Below are 17,789 nucleotides of genomic sequence, written 5' to 3'. Positions count from 1 at the left end.
GTTTAACCCCAAACGAGTCAGAGAATAGATACTGGCTTTACTATAAAACTGTGGCCAATAAGACTTGACCACTACACACGGAGTTTATCCCATGTCCAAGCCGAATTTTTTATTACTATTTCATCTAATTCCATTTTCTCAATACTTCCTTATCCACAGATATTCCAACATTAAGTATATAAATTATATTTCGCGATACACCATGAGCAAAAATTGATTGATCTTCCCCTAACTCTGTAGACACTTTTTACTTAGAAACTGAAGTAAGGTAAAAAGTGTTATGAATAAAAAATATCCCGATGAATTTAAGCAAGAAGCCGTTCGCCAAGTGGTTGAAAAAGGCTATTCTGTACCTGACGTTTCTAAACGTTTAGGTATATCAGATAAGTCACTCTATTACTGGGTGAGTAAGGTAAAAGTACCCGCTAGCCAATCGGCAGAGCAAGAAGAAATACGCAAACTTAAAGCTGAAGTTAAGCGCCTGACAGAAGAGCGTAACATCCTAAAGGAGGCCGCCGTGTACTTTGCAAGCGAGTCAAAGAAAGGTACACGTTCATAAAATCCCGACTCCATGTTTATCGTGTCAGTACCATGTGCCGTGTGTTAAACGTTCATCGTAGTGGATTTTACGCCTGGTCGAAGCAACCATTATCAAAAAGTGCACAGGACAATGAGCGCTTGCTTGAACGCATCAAAGAAAGTTATGTGCAAAGTGGGGCTGTTTATGGCAGTCCTAGGATCACGCATGATCTTAGGCGACAAGGTGAAAGGTGTGGTGTGAATCGTGTTGCTAAGTTGATGAAGCAGGCCAAGCTCAAAGCTAATATTGGCTATAAGCGACGCTACTTCAAGTCTTCTACACCTCATATTGCAGCAGATAACCATCTACAACAGCAATTTGTTGTGAGCGAGCCTGATACCGCTTGGGTATCAGATATAACGTACATAAAAACCTATGAAGGCTGGCTGTATTTGGCCGTGGTGTTGGACTTGTTCTCACGAAAGGTTATTGGTTGGTCGATGCAACCTACCATGACATCAGATATCGTGATTAAAGCGTTACTGATGGCGATATGGAGACGACCTGCGGTATCAGAGGTGATAGTACACAGTGATCAGGGCAGTCAATATGCCAGCGGTGACTATCTAGACTTTTTAAGTGTTCATAATCTGATACCCAGCATGAGCCGCCGAGGCCATTGTTTAGATAATGCGGTTGCAGAAAGTTTTTTTCACTCACTTAAAACGGAGAGAGTGAAACGAAAAGTGTACGTGAACCGAAGTGAAGCCAAAGCGGATTTGTTCGATTACATTGAGGTGTTTTACAATCGAACTCGACTGCATAGCCACCTTGGACATGTGCCCCCAGATGAATATGAAAATACATATTCACAGGCAAGTTAAGTGTCTACGAAACTGGGGGAAGATCAGATATCTGATTTCCACATATTGAATATTTTTAAAATCAATTAATGAGAGCGTTAATCGGGTAAGGATAATATCAAAACGAGAACTTTTCGTACCTTGTGATATTAAATTTTTTTTGCTAGTAGCATTATTCTATATAAATACCGTTGAGCATGGTGTAAAGCCTTAACCGATCAAATTCACCGCAGCAGCTTTATGCTCAGGCGCTAAGTGTGCATATCTTAAGGTCATAGTTAAGTCACTATGTCCTAGCAATTCCCTCACGGTATTTAAATCCACTGATGCCATTACTAACCGACTTGCAAAATGATGCCGTAAGTCATGAAAGCGGAAATTCTCAATCTTTGCCATATCTAAAACCGTTGCCCAGCTCTTACGTATTTCTAGCAACGGGTTTCCATCTTGGCCTTTAAACACTGCGCCGCTAGAACCTGAATCTAACTTCCATCGTGTTAATGCATCATAAGCTTCATTGTTTAAAGGGATATGCCGTGTTTTGCCCGATTTAGCGTTCTCTGAGATCACTGTTAGGTTTTTATTGGTTAAATCTACGTTCTGCCATTCAAGCGTTAAAATCTCGCCTCTGCGCATGCCTGTGTTTAACCCAAGCAAAACGATTGGCTCTAAGTAGTCTGCAAATGACTGACTAGATAAGTCAGTCAGTAAATCGTAATCCCTGTCATGACGAAATTTATTAGCACTTAGTCGCTGTTCTTTGATTTTTGCATCTCTAGATTGCAGCGCTTCTCGCAGCCGTTGTTCCTCATTTTTATCTAAGAACCGTACTTTGGAGTTATCCACTTTCAGTGCTTTAACTTTGTTTAGGTCATGCCCTTGGATCACCTCCCATTCAACTGCTCGACTCAGGCACCCTTTCAGTGTGTTGATGCGCCGATTAATCGAAGCGGGCTTTAAGCCATTGGCTTTTTGTTCGCTGCGCCATTTCTCCAATTCCCATGCTGTGATCTCTGACAACTGCAAATTCAGAAATTTAGGGAAAGCCGCCTTTAAATTAAGAATGGCGCGTTTTGCTGTTTTAGCATTTCGGGTTTCTAACCAAGGTTCGTATTTTTGCTCGACGAATGCGCTCAGTGTTGAAAGCTTAGAAAGTTTGACTTGCTCCTTCGCTTCTTTCTTCACCGCTTGAACATCGACGCCTTTTGTTATTTCGGCCGATTTATTTTTTGCTAAGTCTCGCGCTTGAGCAGGCGTAATTTGACCATCAGCACCAAGTAGATAATTGACCTGCTTTCCGTTGTGGCGATAAAACAGATAATACTTAATTTTACCGCTCTCAGTGATGCGCGCATGAAAACCTGAAATGTCAGTATCATTGAGCCTTTTATCACTGGGTTTTAGGTTTCGAATGGTGGAGTTTGAGATCTTAGCTTTAACTGACATTGGCTTCCCTTTCGTTTCTGTGTAGCAAATATGTAGCAGATGGATTGTGCAACAGTGAACAGGAAGAAACAACCAAGAAAGAGAGAGCTGAATTTAAACCCTTAAAAATCAATGGATTAAATATGTATTATTGTGTTTTAAGGTTCATACTCGTTCATTGAAAAACACTATAAAATTGCACTCCGGAGGCAAAGGTCATGAGTTCGAATCTCGTCGGGTGCACCATTGTCGTGCTATCGCATTGAAGCGACTCGCCAAACGCAGTGAGAGCTGGTACCTGAAATGCCGTTAGCGCAGGTGAGTTAAACTGCCTGATGACGCTAACCAAAACCCAACAAATTCAACGTATTTCAGTTAAAACCAAGGTGGTTTGTCCATAGTGAAGCTACTAAAAAGTGCACAGCTAGATTTTAATTGGATATAGGGGCAAGTTTTTCTAAACCCTCGCCACTGTTTCTGCACAAAAAGCCTATATAACTCAGCTTTCGCTATCTACCTGCATTGTGTATTTACGGCCCTCCGCCAACAAATAAACCATAAATAATGCTAACGGAATATTAATTTGTAGTGTTGCCATCCGAAATGCGAATAATCCGAACCAATTTATTAGGCCCAGACCTATATCAACAAATACATGGAGTAAATTACTTGATTAGCGGTAATTTCATCACGGTAATTCGCACGCGTCTAAAAAATTCTCGTGAGCATCAAAATAGTCATGTCACCAGCCCTTAGTTTGTAAATACTTAACGCTTCATCAGCATCAGCATCAATCAAAATTGTAATTTTTAGTACCCAATTTATCGCCTTTTCTGGAGTAGAAATCGACTCTTATGCGCTTCTCAGATACATGTAATTTTGTAAATGCGTCTGTTGGATATACATCACTGGCTTTTTTTACTTTGTACTTACTGGCTGTCAATGTGTCCAGATGACCACTAAGTTTAAAGCTTCTGCGGTTGGGGTGTGGATAAGGCCAGAAAAACGCTGATGAAACCACAGATGTCACCGTCGTATTATCATTCAATGCAAGTTGCGATGCCATGCAGGCGTGAATATCGCCTGACAGAAATACCACTTTAGGTACTTCGTTGATCCGAATGCATTCTAACATCTCATCTCGCTGGCTAATAAAACCATACCATTTGTCAGTGGATTCAGATTCGTATGGCGGCACACTACTCACAATAATTTTCACTCTACCACTGCCGTCACATAGCCAGCCTTTAAGTTCTTTCATCTGTCTGGGCCCGATTATTTCGAGGCTATCTTTGTTGAGGTTCCTTTCTGTTCTGGTATCGCAGACGAAAAAATCACAACAACCATCATGATACTTGTACCAAAGATGTGTAGGCGTACCCGTAATGCGGTTACCGTTTAGTTCAAATAGAGGACTATGGCTTGCCTGATAAGTTGAATATGCATGGATCGCCGCAGGAAATTTGGTAACCCAATCTCTTGCTGATGCAGACTCCGGCCAGTTATCTTCGATTTCATGATCGTCTAAGGTCATATAGGTTGGCGTGGTAGACATTAGCCGGCGCAAATATTTCGATGTCAGAACTTTGCGATAGCGTTTGTTATACTCATCAAGCGAATCGTCAGCACCTATAGCATTTAAGTCATCAGCATATATTTGGTCACCGCACATAATGACCTGATCAACCGACTTACCACTGTCTATTTGTTCTAATATTGACTTGAACGTTCTGTCACTCCGGTCGTCCCACCATAGGCCACCGAATAAACGTAAAACATAGCGACAAGAACCAAAGACTAAATTGCGCGATTGGGTACTATCAGACGATGCCGTTTTAATTCTATAACAATCAATATTTTGCCAATTCAATAGCTTTTGCACATCAATATCTTTCGTATCAAGTTCAGAATAGAACCAACCCATCTGATACTCATAGCTGGTGTTTTCCTCTAAGCCCACTAATACAGTAACGCCTGTAAGGTCAAAATTAGGATTCATTTTAAAGTATGAAGGGGATGAGAAATCTGATTTGCCTACTTTACGATACCGGATAACGCCATGGGCTTTTCTTGGCCGAGCGTCATAGATAGTCAGTTCAGCACGTCCGAATATTCTAACGATATTGCTTGATGTGTGACCAACAATAGGTCCAACCGTTAACTTTTGTACGTCCATGTTTTTGTCCTTGTCAGTGCTTGAAATAAATAATGATTTAGTCGTTTGACTGCCATAAGTACTGCATCACCTTTACATTAGCCTAGTACATGATTTTCAAAAGACACTTAATGATACGCACCTTCTGAAACGATCTTAATAGCATGCCTAAGGCCACCTTATAGCAGCTGCGTCCATGTAATGATTACCCCAAAAAAACCTTAAAACGACCACAATCAAGCTTTCCTCGGATAATCGATATTTAAAAGTTACACGTCGCTATATAGTGTTTTGTGTAACTGACAGGATATTGAATTAACCACATTCTTTTAGATTTTGAGCTACAAAAGGACGAATTACAGTTACTTAAGCAGCGATAAAACGCTAAAAATTATACAAAACACACGAATTTTATATGTATTTAATATCAGACGGCTCCACATTCGGGTAATATTTGTAGACTAAGCCTGATAGGCAGTCATATAAATGCTCCTAATGTATTTAAACGAGTAGTAACTGAACGGGCTAATATAATGGCGCATAAAAATTCTCAAATTAAAGACGAGCCAGCAATGCGAAAGTTACTTGAGCGCATGCCTGATCCCATAGCCGAAAGTTTTACTAACGATCAGCTATTACATTTGAAAATCGCCCTAGGGGCTCGGCAGTGGGGCAAGCATAAAGTCGACTTTCGCGGCACCGTCGCCCTACCTTTCGTTCCAAGTAAAATTTACTACGTACTTCTCATGGGTAAAAACCATAGAGATCTATCGCGCACCGAAAAAGCTGTATCAGCTTTTACAGTGACGCTCTTTGTCAGCCTGTTTATCTTTATCTGCGTACTAGTAGGATTACTCGTTATCTATTTGCTTAAGTCTGCTTTAGGCATTAATTTGTTCGAAAATTTTTCATTGGGAATTTGGAGTTGGTTTAAAGGGTTGTGGTAGTGAAAGCTGGTTATTGTTAGTAATAAAAGCAAATAAATTAGCGCTAAGGGTAAATTTATTAATGCTTATTTATAAACTCTAACTAATGACTTTATTTAAGCTCAGTAAACCAGTTTTACATATCAGCACGCTAATATTTTTCGCTAATAGGGTTAATTTTAACTCTTTTAGCTAAGACAATCCGAAGTATCACATTTAGTAATAAACCTAGTCCATAATAAGCTTAGTAGGTCTATACTCCGTGTATATTTTTGACCATTACTTAGAGGGTACTTATGAACCGTAATTTCATTTTATTAAGCATAGTCACCATAGGAATTCTCGCGCTCGAATGCAGCGCTGGTGATATATACAAAGAGCCTCTTGTCCAAAAACAAGCTGTGTCTACTATAAAAGGAACACGAAACCTTGATACAGACGAGAACGGGCTTTATGACGATGTCGAACGCAAAGCAATGCTTGATGTGCTGCAAAACATCAGCCCTGAGATCAAAACAACCTTTGATACGAATAATGACGGCAAGGTATCAGTGCTTGAACAAACGAGCGGCCGCCATCCATTATCACAACTGACGAATAGTGACAAAGTCGTTGCTAGCTCAGTGAAAATACCTTGGTCACCTAATATCTACTCTGAGTGGATTTCCACGTCAGCCCTTCAAGAGGATGCCCTACTAGGTAAAGTAGCAGTGCTTTCCTCCCGGGGTACGGTAAATAAAGCCGGTTTAACACAGCAGAACAGAGATAACCAACCCCAACTTAGTGAGGCCCGTAACGGAATAGAATTTGCGGCTAACTCAGGGCAACATCTTAGTATGGGTGTGCAAAAAGACGCCCGTTGGAACTACCGTTGGTGTCTTTTTACCTTCCGGATTGATGGAATGAGTGGCAATGGTGATACAACCGCGCTGGTTGATATCAATCGTGGTAATAGTGCGGGCCAGTCATCACCAAAAATTTGGTATAACAAGGAAACGGGGCTAAATGTTGAGTACGTAGGACAAGCAAAAAGCGGCTTGGATAGACGCATTATGACAACGAAAGATATTTACATCGATGGTGAAAGTTGGAATGTTGTTGTTGTAGGTATGCGCTACGGCAGAATGTACGCCTCAGTCAATGGTCGCGAAATTGATGTTGAACAACCCGATTACTTTTCAGCGCCTCGCATCTACGACGGAACAACCATCATTGGAAGCACACAAAATGATAATAGTTCATGGGCATTAGACGCGCTACTCTTGGGTACTACAGAACCCTCTGAGGCAATGATACGCAAAATGAGTGGATGGGCTGCACATCGTTTGAATTTTGAAGGAAAACTACCTGAGAATCACCCTTACTATTCACAACACCCCGTCCTTGATGAAGAAGACCACCCCCATCGCTATGTTCATGACGATGAAGCTTGGACGCAATGGGGTCAATCGCTTCAAGACTCCGTCTTTCGAAAGAGTAATGCTGGCAATAAACCCGTCAACACAAACACATTTGAGCGCGTCTTTTATGATGATTTTCGGAGTAAACGCATTACGCGAAGTTTTACCGGCGAAGGAAACCTATGGCAATCCCCTGGTTTTAATACGGCAGTAGGCGCTTCAATTCCATTGGCTCTTCCGGGAACTGAACCCGATGCCTATGCTCATAATGCCGAAACCAAAAAGCAGACTCTATCTTTGGTTCCCAAAGGCAATAGCATGGTTGCGAGCGCTTTTTATTCCGTTAACGACATGGGGCACGGGTACACTTGGGATGGCCCTAAAGTCATTAGAATTCGCGCAATGTCCCCCAATATCCCTCAAAAAGACTTAGCACCGGGCCTCTTCCCGGCCTTCTGGTCCTATGGTACTGAGTGGCTATTTTGGCGAACATCTAATCGCATAGAAGTGGATTGGTTTGAGTTTGATGGTAAAAATGGCCAATGGCTAAACGGGCTCGCAAGTCACTATCACTATAGCCATTTAACGGACAACATTTATGCAAAAAACAATAAAAGCGCTAACAGTTACAAGGCGTACGGTGGCGAGTTAACTGAGGCAAAATCAAACATTCCGGGAGGGCTTTATTTTTGGGATGGTCAATACCACACTTGGGAATTTGTAATAGATAACGACTTAACCTATATAAATGTAACTGTGCCAGACCAAAATGGTAAAGATCAATGGGTTGAGGTAGGGCGTAGTAAAACCCCAGCAACCTATCTTGAGCGCATGGACATCCAATTTGATTACGCCCTGAAAGACGAACAGCCCAAACCCATTGGGGAGCAGAGATTCACCGTGGATTTTGTGGAAGTACTGCAAAAAAGTGCGCAAATTTCTCATTTTACCGAACCTTTTATCGCCGCCCCACAAATCAGCGGCGATGCGTCCGTTGGAAGTACGATAACCTGCACTGCTAATTTACAAGGGGTGAAAGATGTTCGTTATTATTGGTTTGCCGATGGATACCCTTTGACCTATTCATACAACGCGTCTTATGCCCTAAGCGCTAACGAGAAGGGTGCAAAAATTCGCTGTATGGTTAAGGCGGTTGGCGCGCTAAATATGCCTGAGGCATGGTCAGCAGAATGGGAAAGTCCAATTGTAAAATAGTGAAATAAATATAGCCCCACAACTAAACCGTGCAATGGTTTAATGATCACGAGCATCGAATAAGGTGGTAGTGTTACCACCTTATTCGATGAAGTGATAGAAACGTACCTTTTCAACAGAATTTAAATTTAAAGCAGCTCTTCCTCGTTGGATTATGCAATCACAAAAACAGCGCGAAGCCAGACGGACTCGACTGCACGCACAGCTTGAACAATGGAGTGAGTATGAGAAGGTAAAACAAGCTGCTGCGTATTTGATACTGCTCCTGGTATCCATTATTAACACCACGAACGTGCGAGAAAAATGAATATTGAGCTCACGACATTGCACATCAAAGTCAGCAAGTTACTTAACCACTATCAAAGCTCTGCATAAAACAGAAGCATGTCGAGGTGATGCAAGAGCAAGGTTGAATATTGTCCGTTTCAATGTGTGCATGTTAATGGAACAGCTTGTACTAGTATGTAAATACCCATTCACATACATATAAAACTACGAAGATTAAACACCTAAATATACGAAATCAATTACGATGGGAGTTTGGTGTATCAAAATGCGACAGGTGTCGGTTGTGGTGATACCACGTATATCTGGGTGGGTGACTAGCGGTTGTAATTAATTTTACACGAAACGTATTGTAGGCTGGTCTATACCTCATCAATCGGAAGCGGAAGTCGCATGTTCAGGCCACAGTTCTGGCGTTATCGCCGGACACAAAGCGTGCGTCGCCACAGAAATTGTTGAGACAATACACCAATCAAAAGAACATTAAGAAACTTGAAGCTTAAGTGAAAATCGATAACTGAATATTCTTCTTAGCAGGAAGAAAAATGCGATATGCGATCCAAGTTAGTACTGGATTACGGCAACCACTAACAACTGCATATATTCAATAAAGAGTTAGCTCCCGCGAATGTGGAAAACTAACCTAAATTAAAGTCTACAATAAGTTACACGCTAAAAATTAGTAAAATAAAACAATCGGTTGTACTTACAACAGAAGAAAATTTCTGGGGAAATTAAAACCCGCGAATTCAACTCCGAAGTGCACCACTCGCTAAATTAAGCTTCGCGGCGTAGTTCATTGAAGACAACTAAGGGTTGTCTGTACCCGAGGCATTTTCTTGGCCTCAGGTTAAGTGCCCGTTGCGCAGCAGCGACTTGTTCGTTTGTAACGGTTCTTAAATCGGTGCCTTTTTTAATGTATTGCCTTAGCAAACCGTTAAAATTCTCGTTCAATCCTCGCTCCCAGGATGAGTAGGGATTTGCGAAGTAGATATCAGTTTTTAGTTTTTCTGCAACCTGTTCATGACCGCAGAATTCTCCGCCATTATCAGCTGTTATCATGTGCACATGACTACGGTAGCGCCACAGCATACCTACCATCGCTCTGCCTACATCAGCCGCGCTTTTAGCGGGCACCTTGCGTATCAGGTACAACTTACTTTTACGCTCTACTAAACTCACAATGGCACCGGTACCGTGCTTGCCTAGCACAGTATCTACTTCCCAATCACCAAAGCGTTCTTTCTCATCTACGATGGCTGGACGACACTCAATTCCAACGCGATTTGGAATGATAACGCGTTTCGCTCGGCTACCTTTACGGTACTTGCGGTGGCCTTGTCGCAGCTGTTTGTAAAGCTTGCCACCCGCTGATTTATCTCGTTGAACGTAGCCATAAATCCACTCATGACTGACTGGGTAACCAACAATTTTACCCACACCAGCAATCTGCTCGGGACTCCATTTATGAGAGAGCGCGTACTCAACAAACTCAATGGTGAGTGTACGCACTTGATATTTAGCAGCCTGACATCGCCGCCGTCTCGTTTTACTTTGTGCCAATTCAGGCAAATAATGACTGTCTATCAAGCGATTGCGTCGAACTTCCCGGCTGATGGTGCTGTGACTGACACACAACCGTTTTCCTATTTCCCGATAACTGAAACCCTCGCGCAAGTAGGCCTCTATCTGATATCTTTGTCCTTCGATCAACTGCTTGTAACTCATGGTGATACTCTTTTTGTTTGGCGACTTAAGAATACCACCAACAGGCAGTTGTTCGTCTATCCCCAGTTAACCATGAGTGGTGCACTTATTATCTGAATTCGGGCCTACCAATAATCCCTTCAATGATGGCTTAATTAATAACATCGAATTAGACTTACTAACTAACATGCTAATTAAACGTGATTATCTTTTTTAAACATTATCTTTACATAACGGAAGCATATCAATTCTGTAAGACAAGAGTGACGAAAATATGTCATAACATTCAGATGTGGTTCTTAATATTTTATTGTATTATATTTTTATATTAAGAAAAGAATAGATAAACGACACTGAAAGTTTAGTAATGGAATATATATAATATGAACAGAAATATAGCTTTGGATGTCCTAAAATTAATCATGGCGTTTATGGTGGTGGGCATACATGCTAATTTTATGATGGACTTATCACCATTAGGTAATTATCTTACCGTCCATGGTATATTTAGAATAGCAGTCCCTGTTTTTTTCGTAATAAACGGATATTTCTTTTATTACGTCCTAATTAAAGAACAACAATTAAAATGGCTTAGAAGGGTATTTATTCTATATATTACATGGATGGTATTTTATTCATACTTTTGGTTTTCGATACCAGATATGTCTTTTATTTCCTATGCGAAACTTCTTAAGGTTGTTTTTTTTGGATATTATCATTTATGGTATATTGCTGGAATGATTGGGGCAGCTTTAATATTGCTGATACTCCGAAAATTGCCGTCATCTATTCTAATAATATCTATCATACTAACCTTCCTTTCTGGAGTGATAATACAATACTTAGGAAATTATCACGTTTTTGAAGGAACCTTTTTAGATAAATTGTTTAACACAAATCAGATGCATCGGAATATGATGTTTTTAGCATATCCATTTTTTTGTACAGGCTATTTAATCAATAAACATTCAGTTCCTAGCAAAATATCTTTAGAACATTCATTTATCTTAAGTATTCTTGCAATAGGTGCATTGTTAGGAGAATCTTATTTAAATTTTCTTCAAGAAAATAGGGATGGATATTTTGATAATTATTTTTCACTTATTTTAATTTGCCCAATAATATTTATATTATTTATTAAAGCTAACATCCCCGGAACGAATAGAAACATCGCATTATATTCTTCATCCATATACTTTATACACGTATTAATTCTGATTATACTGCAAAAAAATACCGCCCTTAGTCCAACATATATAATGTTATTTACTATTTGCCTCTCAGCATTTGTTTCATATTTAATTATAAAAATCAATAAACGGTTGAAATTTATACTCTAAATCGCCAACGCTAATTTAATGAAAATTTTATGGAATTTATTTAACTGCATTTAACACCACAGATTTATACGGTAACGCGCATCTGATAAACGATAATTAACGAGGAAAGTCCCTTTTCAAATAATAGACAATTCGCTTACGTTATAATGAAGAACGTTTCTTAGCATTAAAGAGACAATCCCAACATGCGGCGATTTTCGCTCTTTGTAAACAGGCTAAATTACTCTTATTGGATGCGTAGTAAAAAATTAATTTTAGCCATCCTTTTAAAAAATACTCCAAAGAAAGAAACTTTGCATGACCTTTACCTAGATATTTTCCAGAAATATACAAATACGACCAAGTCATATGATATTGTCTAAAAAAACCTAATTGTTCACTGCTTCCTGAAGACCCTCCATCGATATGGAAAGCTTTGGCATCTGGCGTATAAATTAATTCATACCCCTTATTTTTTGTGCGTAAACAAAGGTCATCTTCTTCAAAAAATAAAAAAATATTTGAATCAAAGAAACCTACCTTTTTCATTATCTTCATATTAAAAAACAGTACAGCACCAGATAGAAATTCAGCACAGATATCACCGTCAGCGCGCAGAAAGTTCCCTTCACTGATCTTTCTCTGATGAAAATTTCGTCGATATGTCTCTTGTAAATGACCGTTTTCGTAAAAAATTGCAGTACTAAGAATGCCAGCTTGATCATAAAGCGCAGATTTTTTGACTAAAGTATCTAACGCGCCTTTCCCCATTACTGCATCGGGATTCAGCAACAACGCGTATGGTGTTGTTATTTGCTCAAGGGCAATATTATTCGCAACACCAAATCCCAGATTGTGAGAATTATGAATTAGTTTTATTTTGGCGGAGCCAAAAGAGTCAATTACATCATAAATATTATCAGCACTTGCATTATCAACGATAAATATATTTGAAACTAACTCTTCATTTACTACTGACTCTATTGCGGCTCTAACTACACTAGTACTATTAAATGTAACGATAACAACAGAAACTGAACCAATATTATTAATAATTTAGTACCTATTTCAAATTTACTTCAGCATCAAACTGAAATACAACAAATTGTAAAACACTGAAAAATAGAAATTAATAACAAATCATAAATAACTGCTAATTATATCTTTCATCATATTTTCTACTACATATTTGGAACCTTTAAGCGACAAATGCCCATAGTCAAATACTAATGGGGTATTTTTGTCATCTACTTTAGCTAGACAACCGTTCTTGTTACATAACTGATCAATCATAGAGAAATATTCAATTTCTGAATTATCATAATCTATATGTAATTGACTATTAATTCTCAAAACAGAGCGGTTAAAAGAAAGATCACTAATTACTTTATCGGCGACATTGAAATGTCTTCTAGCAATAGCTATGGGTAGAGATGGCTGCCATTGTGGTGAAGGACCTACTAAAATTAATTTAGACGGTAATTTATTTTCATGTAGATAATGTAGTATTTCACTATAATCATTTTTATCATGATCAATACGTTGAGCCAAAAGAATGACTTTAGGTCTAATCTTTAAAATTTTATTTTTTGCCATCTCGTTTGACCGATCACAAGCACGTTTATATTCCTCAATTGATTCATCATCTGCTTTAATAAGCGGGCGACAGCCAGAACTAGCGACTTGGTTAATGTGAACATTCGGGAATGTGCTTCTAATACCATAAGAAAGTGCTTGAGCATGTGAATCCCCCCAAATAAATATCCCGCCTTTTCCATTTGTAGTACAGGCTTCAGAGATATCATTAACCTTTGCACTAAGAGATTCTACATCGAAGAAATTACACTGGTCCATAAATGCCTCCGGCAGATATTTTTTGTAATTATCTAAGTGATATATAGATACGTATTTTGCTTCTTCAGAACTAGCAAAGCTTCTGATAGGCGTATTGATGCCATTTCCTACAAATATGACAGAGCCTAAAAATCCGATAATGCATAAGAAATAAACAGGCTTACATTTTAGGTACCCAAATACGCTAGTAAAATCATTTCTAAACTTAATTTTCTCAATATACTTGTAACTCAAAAAACCAAGTAATATCGACAGTGTAATACCAAAATATATGAATATGCTATCCAGTGAGTAATAATAAATAGCGACCACAAAAGGCCAGTGCCATAAGTAAATAGAATAAGACCAAGCCCCTACTTTCTGAAACACGATATTGCTAGTAATAAAACTGTTGTTACGTTGTGCCTGAATGATAAGAAATGAACCGAACACCGGGAAGATTGCAAGATAACCAGGCCAAGGATTATCTTTTGAGATAAGCCAGTAAGAGCTCACGATTAAGGCCAAGCCAATCCACTCTAGCAATTTTTTTCTTTTTTCTTGTATGGAAAATGGATACAAATAAGCAACACCGCCAATCATCATTTCCCAAGCTCGAGTATGTAATAAATAATATGCCGTACTAGGCCATTGGTAAGTAGCAATAACGCAAAAGATAAAACCGAAAACACTTCCCAACAAAATAGCAGTTTTCATCATTTTTAAAGACATAAATTGCCGCATAGCAACAAGGACTAATGGGTAGATTATGTAAAATTGCCATTCAACCGATAAAGACCAAGTGTGTAATAGCCATTTTTCATGCGACGCGGTATCAAAATAGCCAGCTTCCATCCAATATATGAAATTGGATACAAAAGTCAAACTACTGCCAACGTGCTTACCCAAAGCTCTGTAATCGAATGGGGTAAGATAAAACCAACCAAATACAAGCAAAGCTAAGCACAGTATTGCTAAAGCAGGAATAATTCTATTCGCGCGAGCAATATAAAACTTTAATATGGAGAAACTCTCTTTTTCAATGCCTCTAAATATTATTCCTGTCATTAAAAAACCAGAGATAACAAAAAACACATCTACACCCGCAAAACCGCCTGGCATCCAAGACGCATCAAAATGAAATAGCACAACGGCTATGACTGCTATGGCTCTTAATCCATTTATATCTTTTCTAAATTCCATGATAGTTCAACCTATAAATAAAAAATGGAGTTAGCTAATAAATAATAACAATCAAACGCTCAATAATGAGCAGTTTATTAACTCTAAAAATTAAAAACCAATTATTTTAATCTTACTAAAACTCGCAAGCAGCGAATCGTATAAGGCTTGTCATTAACAAGTTATGAAAATTGACTTCAAGAAGAAGCTTCATCGCCATAAGAGTAATCGTTGTAATAACCTTGATATCCAGAGTCAGACATCTTTTTAGTATCAACTTGATTTAACACCACACCGGCAATTTTGGCATTGACCCGTACTAATTTACCTATGCCGTTTTGAGCAACCCCGACACGTGTATCATTACTTTTCACTATAAAAATAACTGCATCTGCTTGCTTGGCAATAATCAGAGAGTCACTGACCACTTGAACTGGCGGGGTATCGATAATAATACGATCAAAGGATTGCTTTAATTCTTCTAATATATGGGAAAATTTTGGAGATGTTAATAACTCCAACGGATTTGGCGGCCTTTGTCCACAGGGCATAATGGTTAGACCTGAAACTTCATCCAAATATATACATTCGTTCAACTTTTCAGTACCTGATATTAGATTTGCTAAGCCCGGATGATACGGCGGCAGATCAAAACGCTTGCAAATATTTGGCTTTCGCATATCAGCATCAATCAGCAAAGTACGTTCAACTTGAGCTAATGCAAAAGCGAAATTAATGGCGGTAGTTGTCTTACCTTCACCAGGTAAAGATGAGGTTATTTCAATGGTTTTTGTCTCTTTATCAAGTTGCGTTAATAAGAAGTTGGTTCGAAGGGTACGTACAGACTCAGCGAACCTTTTGCCATTTTCATCATAAAAATAGTGCAACAAAAAGCCGTTCTTTTTCTTCACGCGCACTAGCGGCAATAAACCTAACAAACGCTGGGATAGTTTATCTTCGGTACCATTTATGTGCTTAAAAGTATCGTTTAAAGATTCAACCACAAAAGCAATTACTAGCCCTAACCCTACTGATGCCATAAAAGCTAAAATGACGATAAGCATCTTATTAGGTTTAACGGGGTTTTGCGGTCGAAAGGCTCGGTCAGTAAAACGTGCAACCGCCGAATTAAAATCACCAGTCACTTCAGTTTCTTTCGAACGAGAGAGAAACGTATTATATATTTCACCGTTTGTTTCTACTTCACGAGATAATTTTTTATATTCATATTCTTTCGCTGTGAGTGTCTGGAATTGCGCTTTTATGCGCACAAGTTCTTGCTCCAGCGCTTCAATATTACGCTCACTGGTAGACAGCTCTTTTTCTACCCCAGTAACTAATCGGCGTACTTGCTCATTAAAGTTACTGTTTACGGTGGCCAATTCAGCTCGAGCAGCGATCATTTTTGGGTGTTTAGGCCCATATCGCTGGCTAAATTCTGATACTTTACGCTCAACCGTGACCAAGGTTTGTTTTACATTTTGTATAACATCTTGTGAGCTGATTGCACTTATCGATCCCAACATCTCTAAATCATCACGGCCATACTCATCGATAACGCGCACTATGCTTAATAGTTTGTTTCTGACCTGTCTTGCACCAACCAATTGCTCAGATGTTTGCTCTAATTCTTTTGAGACTAAACCCACCACGCCCGAGACATCCACTAAATTCTCGCGTTCACGATATTGCTGTAGTTTTAACTCGGACTCGTCTAAGCGAATACGTAAGTCAGATAAACGCGTAGTTAACCAGCCCGAGGCCTTTTTAGTCATCCCCATTTGTGCAGATAGATTTTGCTCTATATACACTTCGCCAACCGTATTGGCGACGAGTGCAGCTAATTTAGGATCACTACTCTCGAAGGTAATGTTGACTAATTGTGTGGTACGCACAGGGTCGATCGATAACCGCCCTAAAAAGGTGCCGACTAACGACTGTAAAGCCATTTCCTCTTGTTCTTGAGCTGATAATACCGACACTTTCTTTTTAGGTAAAAAAGGAATGAGGCCTTTAATATCATTAATAACTTCTCTTTTACGTGACGAATTAACGATAAAATCTGGGTTGTTTTTTAAATCCAACTTTTCTACAACCGCTTGAGCAATTTTACGCGATTGTAGAATTTTAAATTGCGTTGTGTAATATTCTTTTCGGTTAGAATCAAGGCCGTAAATATCGTCAAACGACACGGCTTTCGCTTGATCAGCCTCTATTAATAGGGTAGCTGTTGCCCTATATATCGGTGTCACCTTAGTTACTGCAAAAACCGTCGACAGTGTTATGACTATAGCTAGTAAAGCAATTCGCCATTTATGCTTATTAATTACCGCAAAATACTGGCGTAAATCGATAACCTCGTCGGCAGAGTTTTTAACCATTTCAGCCGTCACATTAGCTTTCTGGGAAGGAGAATCTAATTCCATACTTTCAATCTTTCTCATTATAAAAATTCTTTAAAAAAACCGCTGTTCAATGGTAACCGTATCACCAGCATTTACTTTATAGTCAAGAGATGCTTGTTGCTTTTTGTCTTTCTCTCTCTCTTTGAAAAGAGATATTTTACTTATATCTGCGCGCTCAGTTAAACCACCTGCCAATGCAATAGCCTGATTGATAGTCATCCCCGGTTGATAAGGGTAGCCGCCTGGCAATTTAACTTCACCAAGAATATAGAAAGGGCGATATTCAACGACCTGTACATAAACATTGGGGCTGATTAAATAGTCGCCTTTTAAACCTTGCTCAATAACTTGTTCAACCTGTTTTACGGTCAAGTCTGTTACCTTAACCTCCCCCAAAAATGGATAATTGATGTTACCACTACTACCCAACAATGTTTCTATCGCTAAATCCTCTTCACCAAACACCTTAATAGCGACCTTATCACCAGGGCCTAAAAGGTAAGTTTCTTGCGCAAAGACGTTTATCGAAGTTAACGAAATCATGAACAAGAAAA

General features: G+C 39.1%; 11 protein-coding genes. 4 read left to right on the top strand and 7 right to left on the bottom strand.

Annotated features, from left to right (window positions below; all coding sequences use genetic code 11):
* Positions 1-280 precede the first annotated feature (280 nt).
* A protein-coding gene (locus tag GQS54_RS21100; RefSeq protein ID WP_166425898.1) for an IS3 family transposase occupies positions 281-1,404 on the top strand; the annotation gives its coding sequence in 2 pieces (ribosomal slippage) (positions 281-512 and positions 512-1,404; 1,125 coding nt in all).
* A 189-nt stretch (positions 1,405-1,593) separates the two neighbouring features.
* Here the strand turns inward: GQS54_RS21100 and GQS54_RS21095 are convergent.
* The gene (locus GQS54_RS21095) at positions 1,594-2,829 is read right to left on the bottom strand and encodes a site-specific integrase (RefSeq protein WP_166425897.1); all 1,236 of its coding nucleotides are present in this window, start codon (positions 2,827-2,829) and stop codon (positions 1,594-1,596) included.
* 769 nt (positions 2,830-3,598) lie between these two features.
* A complete protein-coding gene (locus GQS54_RS21090; protein ID WP_166425896.1) occupies positions 3,599-4,984 on the bottom strand; it encodes an alkaline phosphatase D family protein in 1,386 nt (461 codons plus the stop codon).
* 512 nt (positions 4,985-5,496) lie between these two features.
* On the opposite strand from GQS54_RS21090, the gene GQS54_RS21085 reads away from it, so the two are divergent.
* Positions 5,497-5,910, top strand: a complete 414-nt coding sequence (locus GQS54_RS21085; protein ID WP_166425895.1) for a 3-phosphoshikimate 1-carboxyvinyltransferase — start codon at positions 5,497-5,499, stop codon at positions 5,908-5,910.
* Between the two features lie 275 nt (positions 5,911-6,185).
* Positions 6,186-8,504 carry a hypothetical protein gene (locus tag GQS54_RS21080; protein WP_166425894.1) on the top strand — a complete coding sequence of 773 codons (2,319 nt, stop codon included), beginning with the start codon at positions 6,186-6,188 and terminating at the stop codon, positions 8,502-8,504.
* 1,062 nt (positions 8,505-9,566) lie between these two features.
* On the opposite strand, the gene GQS54_RS21075 is transcribed toward GQS54_RS21080, so the two are convergent.
* The gene (locus tag GQS54_RS21075; protein ID WP_166425893.1) at positions 9,567-10,517 is read right to left on the bottom strand and encodes an IS30 family transposase; all 951 of its coding nucleotides are present in this window, start codon (positions 10,515-10,517) and stop codon (positions 9,567-9,569) included.
* A 362-nt stretch (positions 10,518-10,879) separates the two neighbouring features.
* On the opposite strand from GQS54_RS21075, the gene GQS54_RS21070 reads away from it, so the two are divergent.
* On the top strand, positions 10,880-11,836 hold the full coding sequence (locus GQS54_RS21070) for an acyltransferase (protein WP_166425892.1): 957 nt from the start codon (positions 10,880-10,882) through the stop codon (positions 11,834-11,836).
* Positions 11,837-11,977: 141 nt separating this feature from the next.
* On the opposite strand, the gene GQS54_RS21065 is transcribed toward GQS54_RS21070, so the two are convergent.
* From GQS54_RS21065 to GQS54_RS21050, 4 genes are all read right to left on the bottom strand, one after another.
* The gene (locus GQS54_RS21065) at positions 11,978-12,838 is read right to left on the bottom strand and encodes a glycosyltransferase family 2 protein (protein WP_346766597.1); all 861 of its coding nucleotides are present in this window, start codon (positions 12,836-12,838) and stop codon (positions 11,978-11,980) included.
* A gap of 117 nt (positions 12,839-12,955) precedes the next feature.
* Positions 12,956-14,851 (bottom strand): acyltransferase family protein, encoded by a 1,896-nt coding sequence (locus GQS54_RS21060; protein WP_166425891.1) that lies wholly within the window; start codon positions 14,849-14,851, stop codon positions 12,956-12,958.
* Positions 14,852-15,027: 176 nt separating this feature from the next.
* Positions 15,028-17,274: a polysaccharide biosynthesis tyrosine autokinase gene (locus GQS54_RS21055; protein ID WP_166425890.1), complete on the bottom strand. Its 2,247-nt coding sequence runs from the start codon at positions 17,272-17,274 to the stop codon at positions 15,028-15,030.
* A 12-nt stretch (positions 17,275-17,286) separates the two neighbouring features.
* Complete coding sequence (locus GQS54_RS21050) at positions 17,287-17,778, bottom strand: polysaccharide biosynthesis/export family protein (RefSeq protein WP_158772090.1); 492 nt, start codon at positions 17,776-17,778, stop codon at positions 17,287-17,289.
* Positions 17,779-17,789: the final 11 nt, after the last annotated feature.

Source organism: Paraglaciecola sp. 20A4, assembly GCF_011378905.1.
In the GTDB taxonomy this organism is placed as follows: Bacteria; Pseudomonadota; Gammaproteobacteria; order Enterobacterales; family Alteromonadaceae; genus Paraglaciecola.
This window is presented reverse-complemented; position numbering and strand designations above follow the sequence as displayed.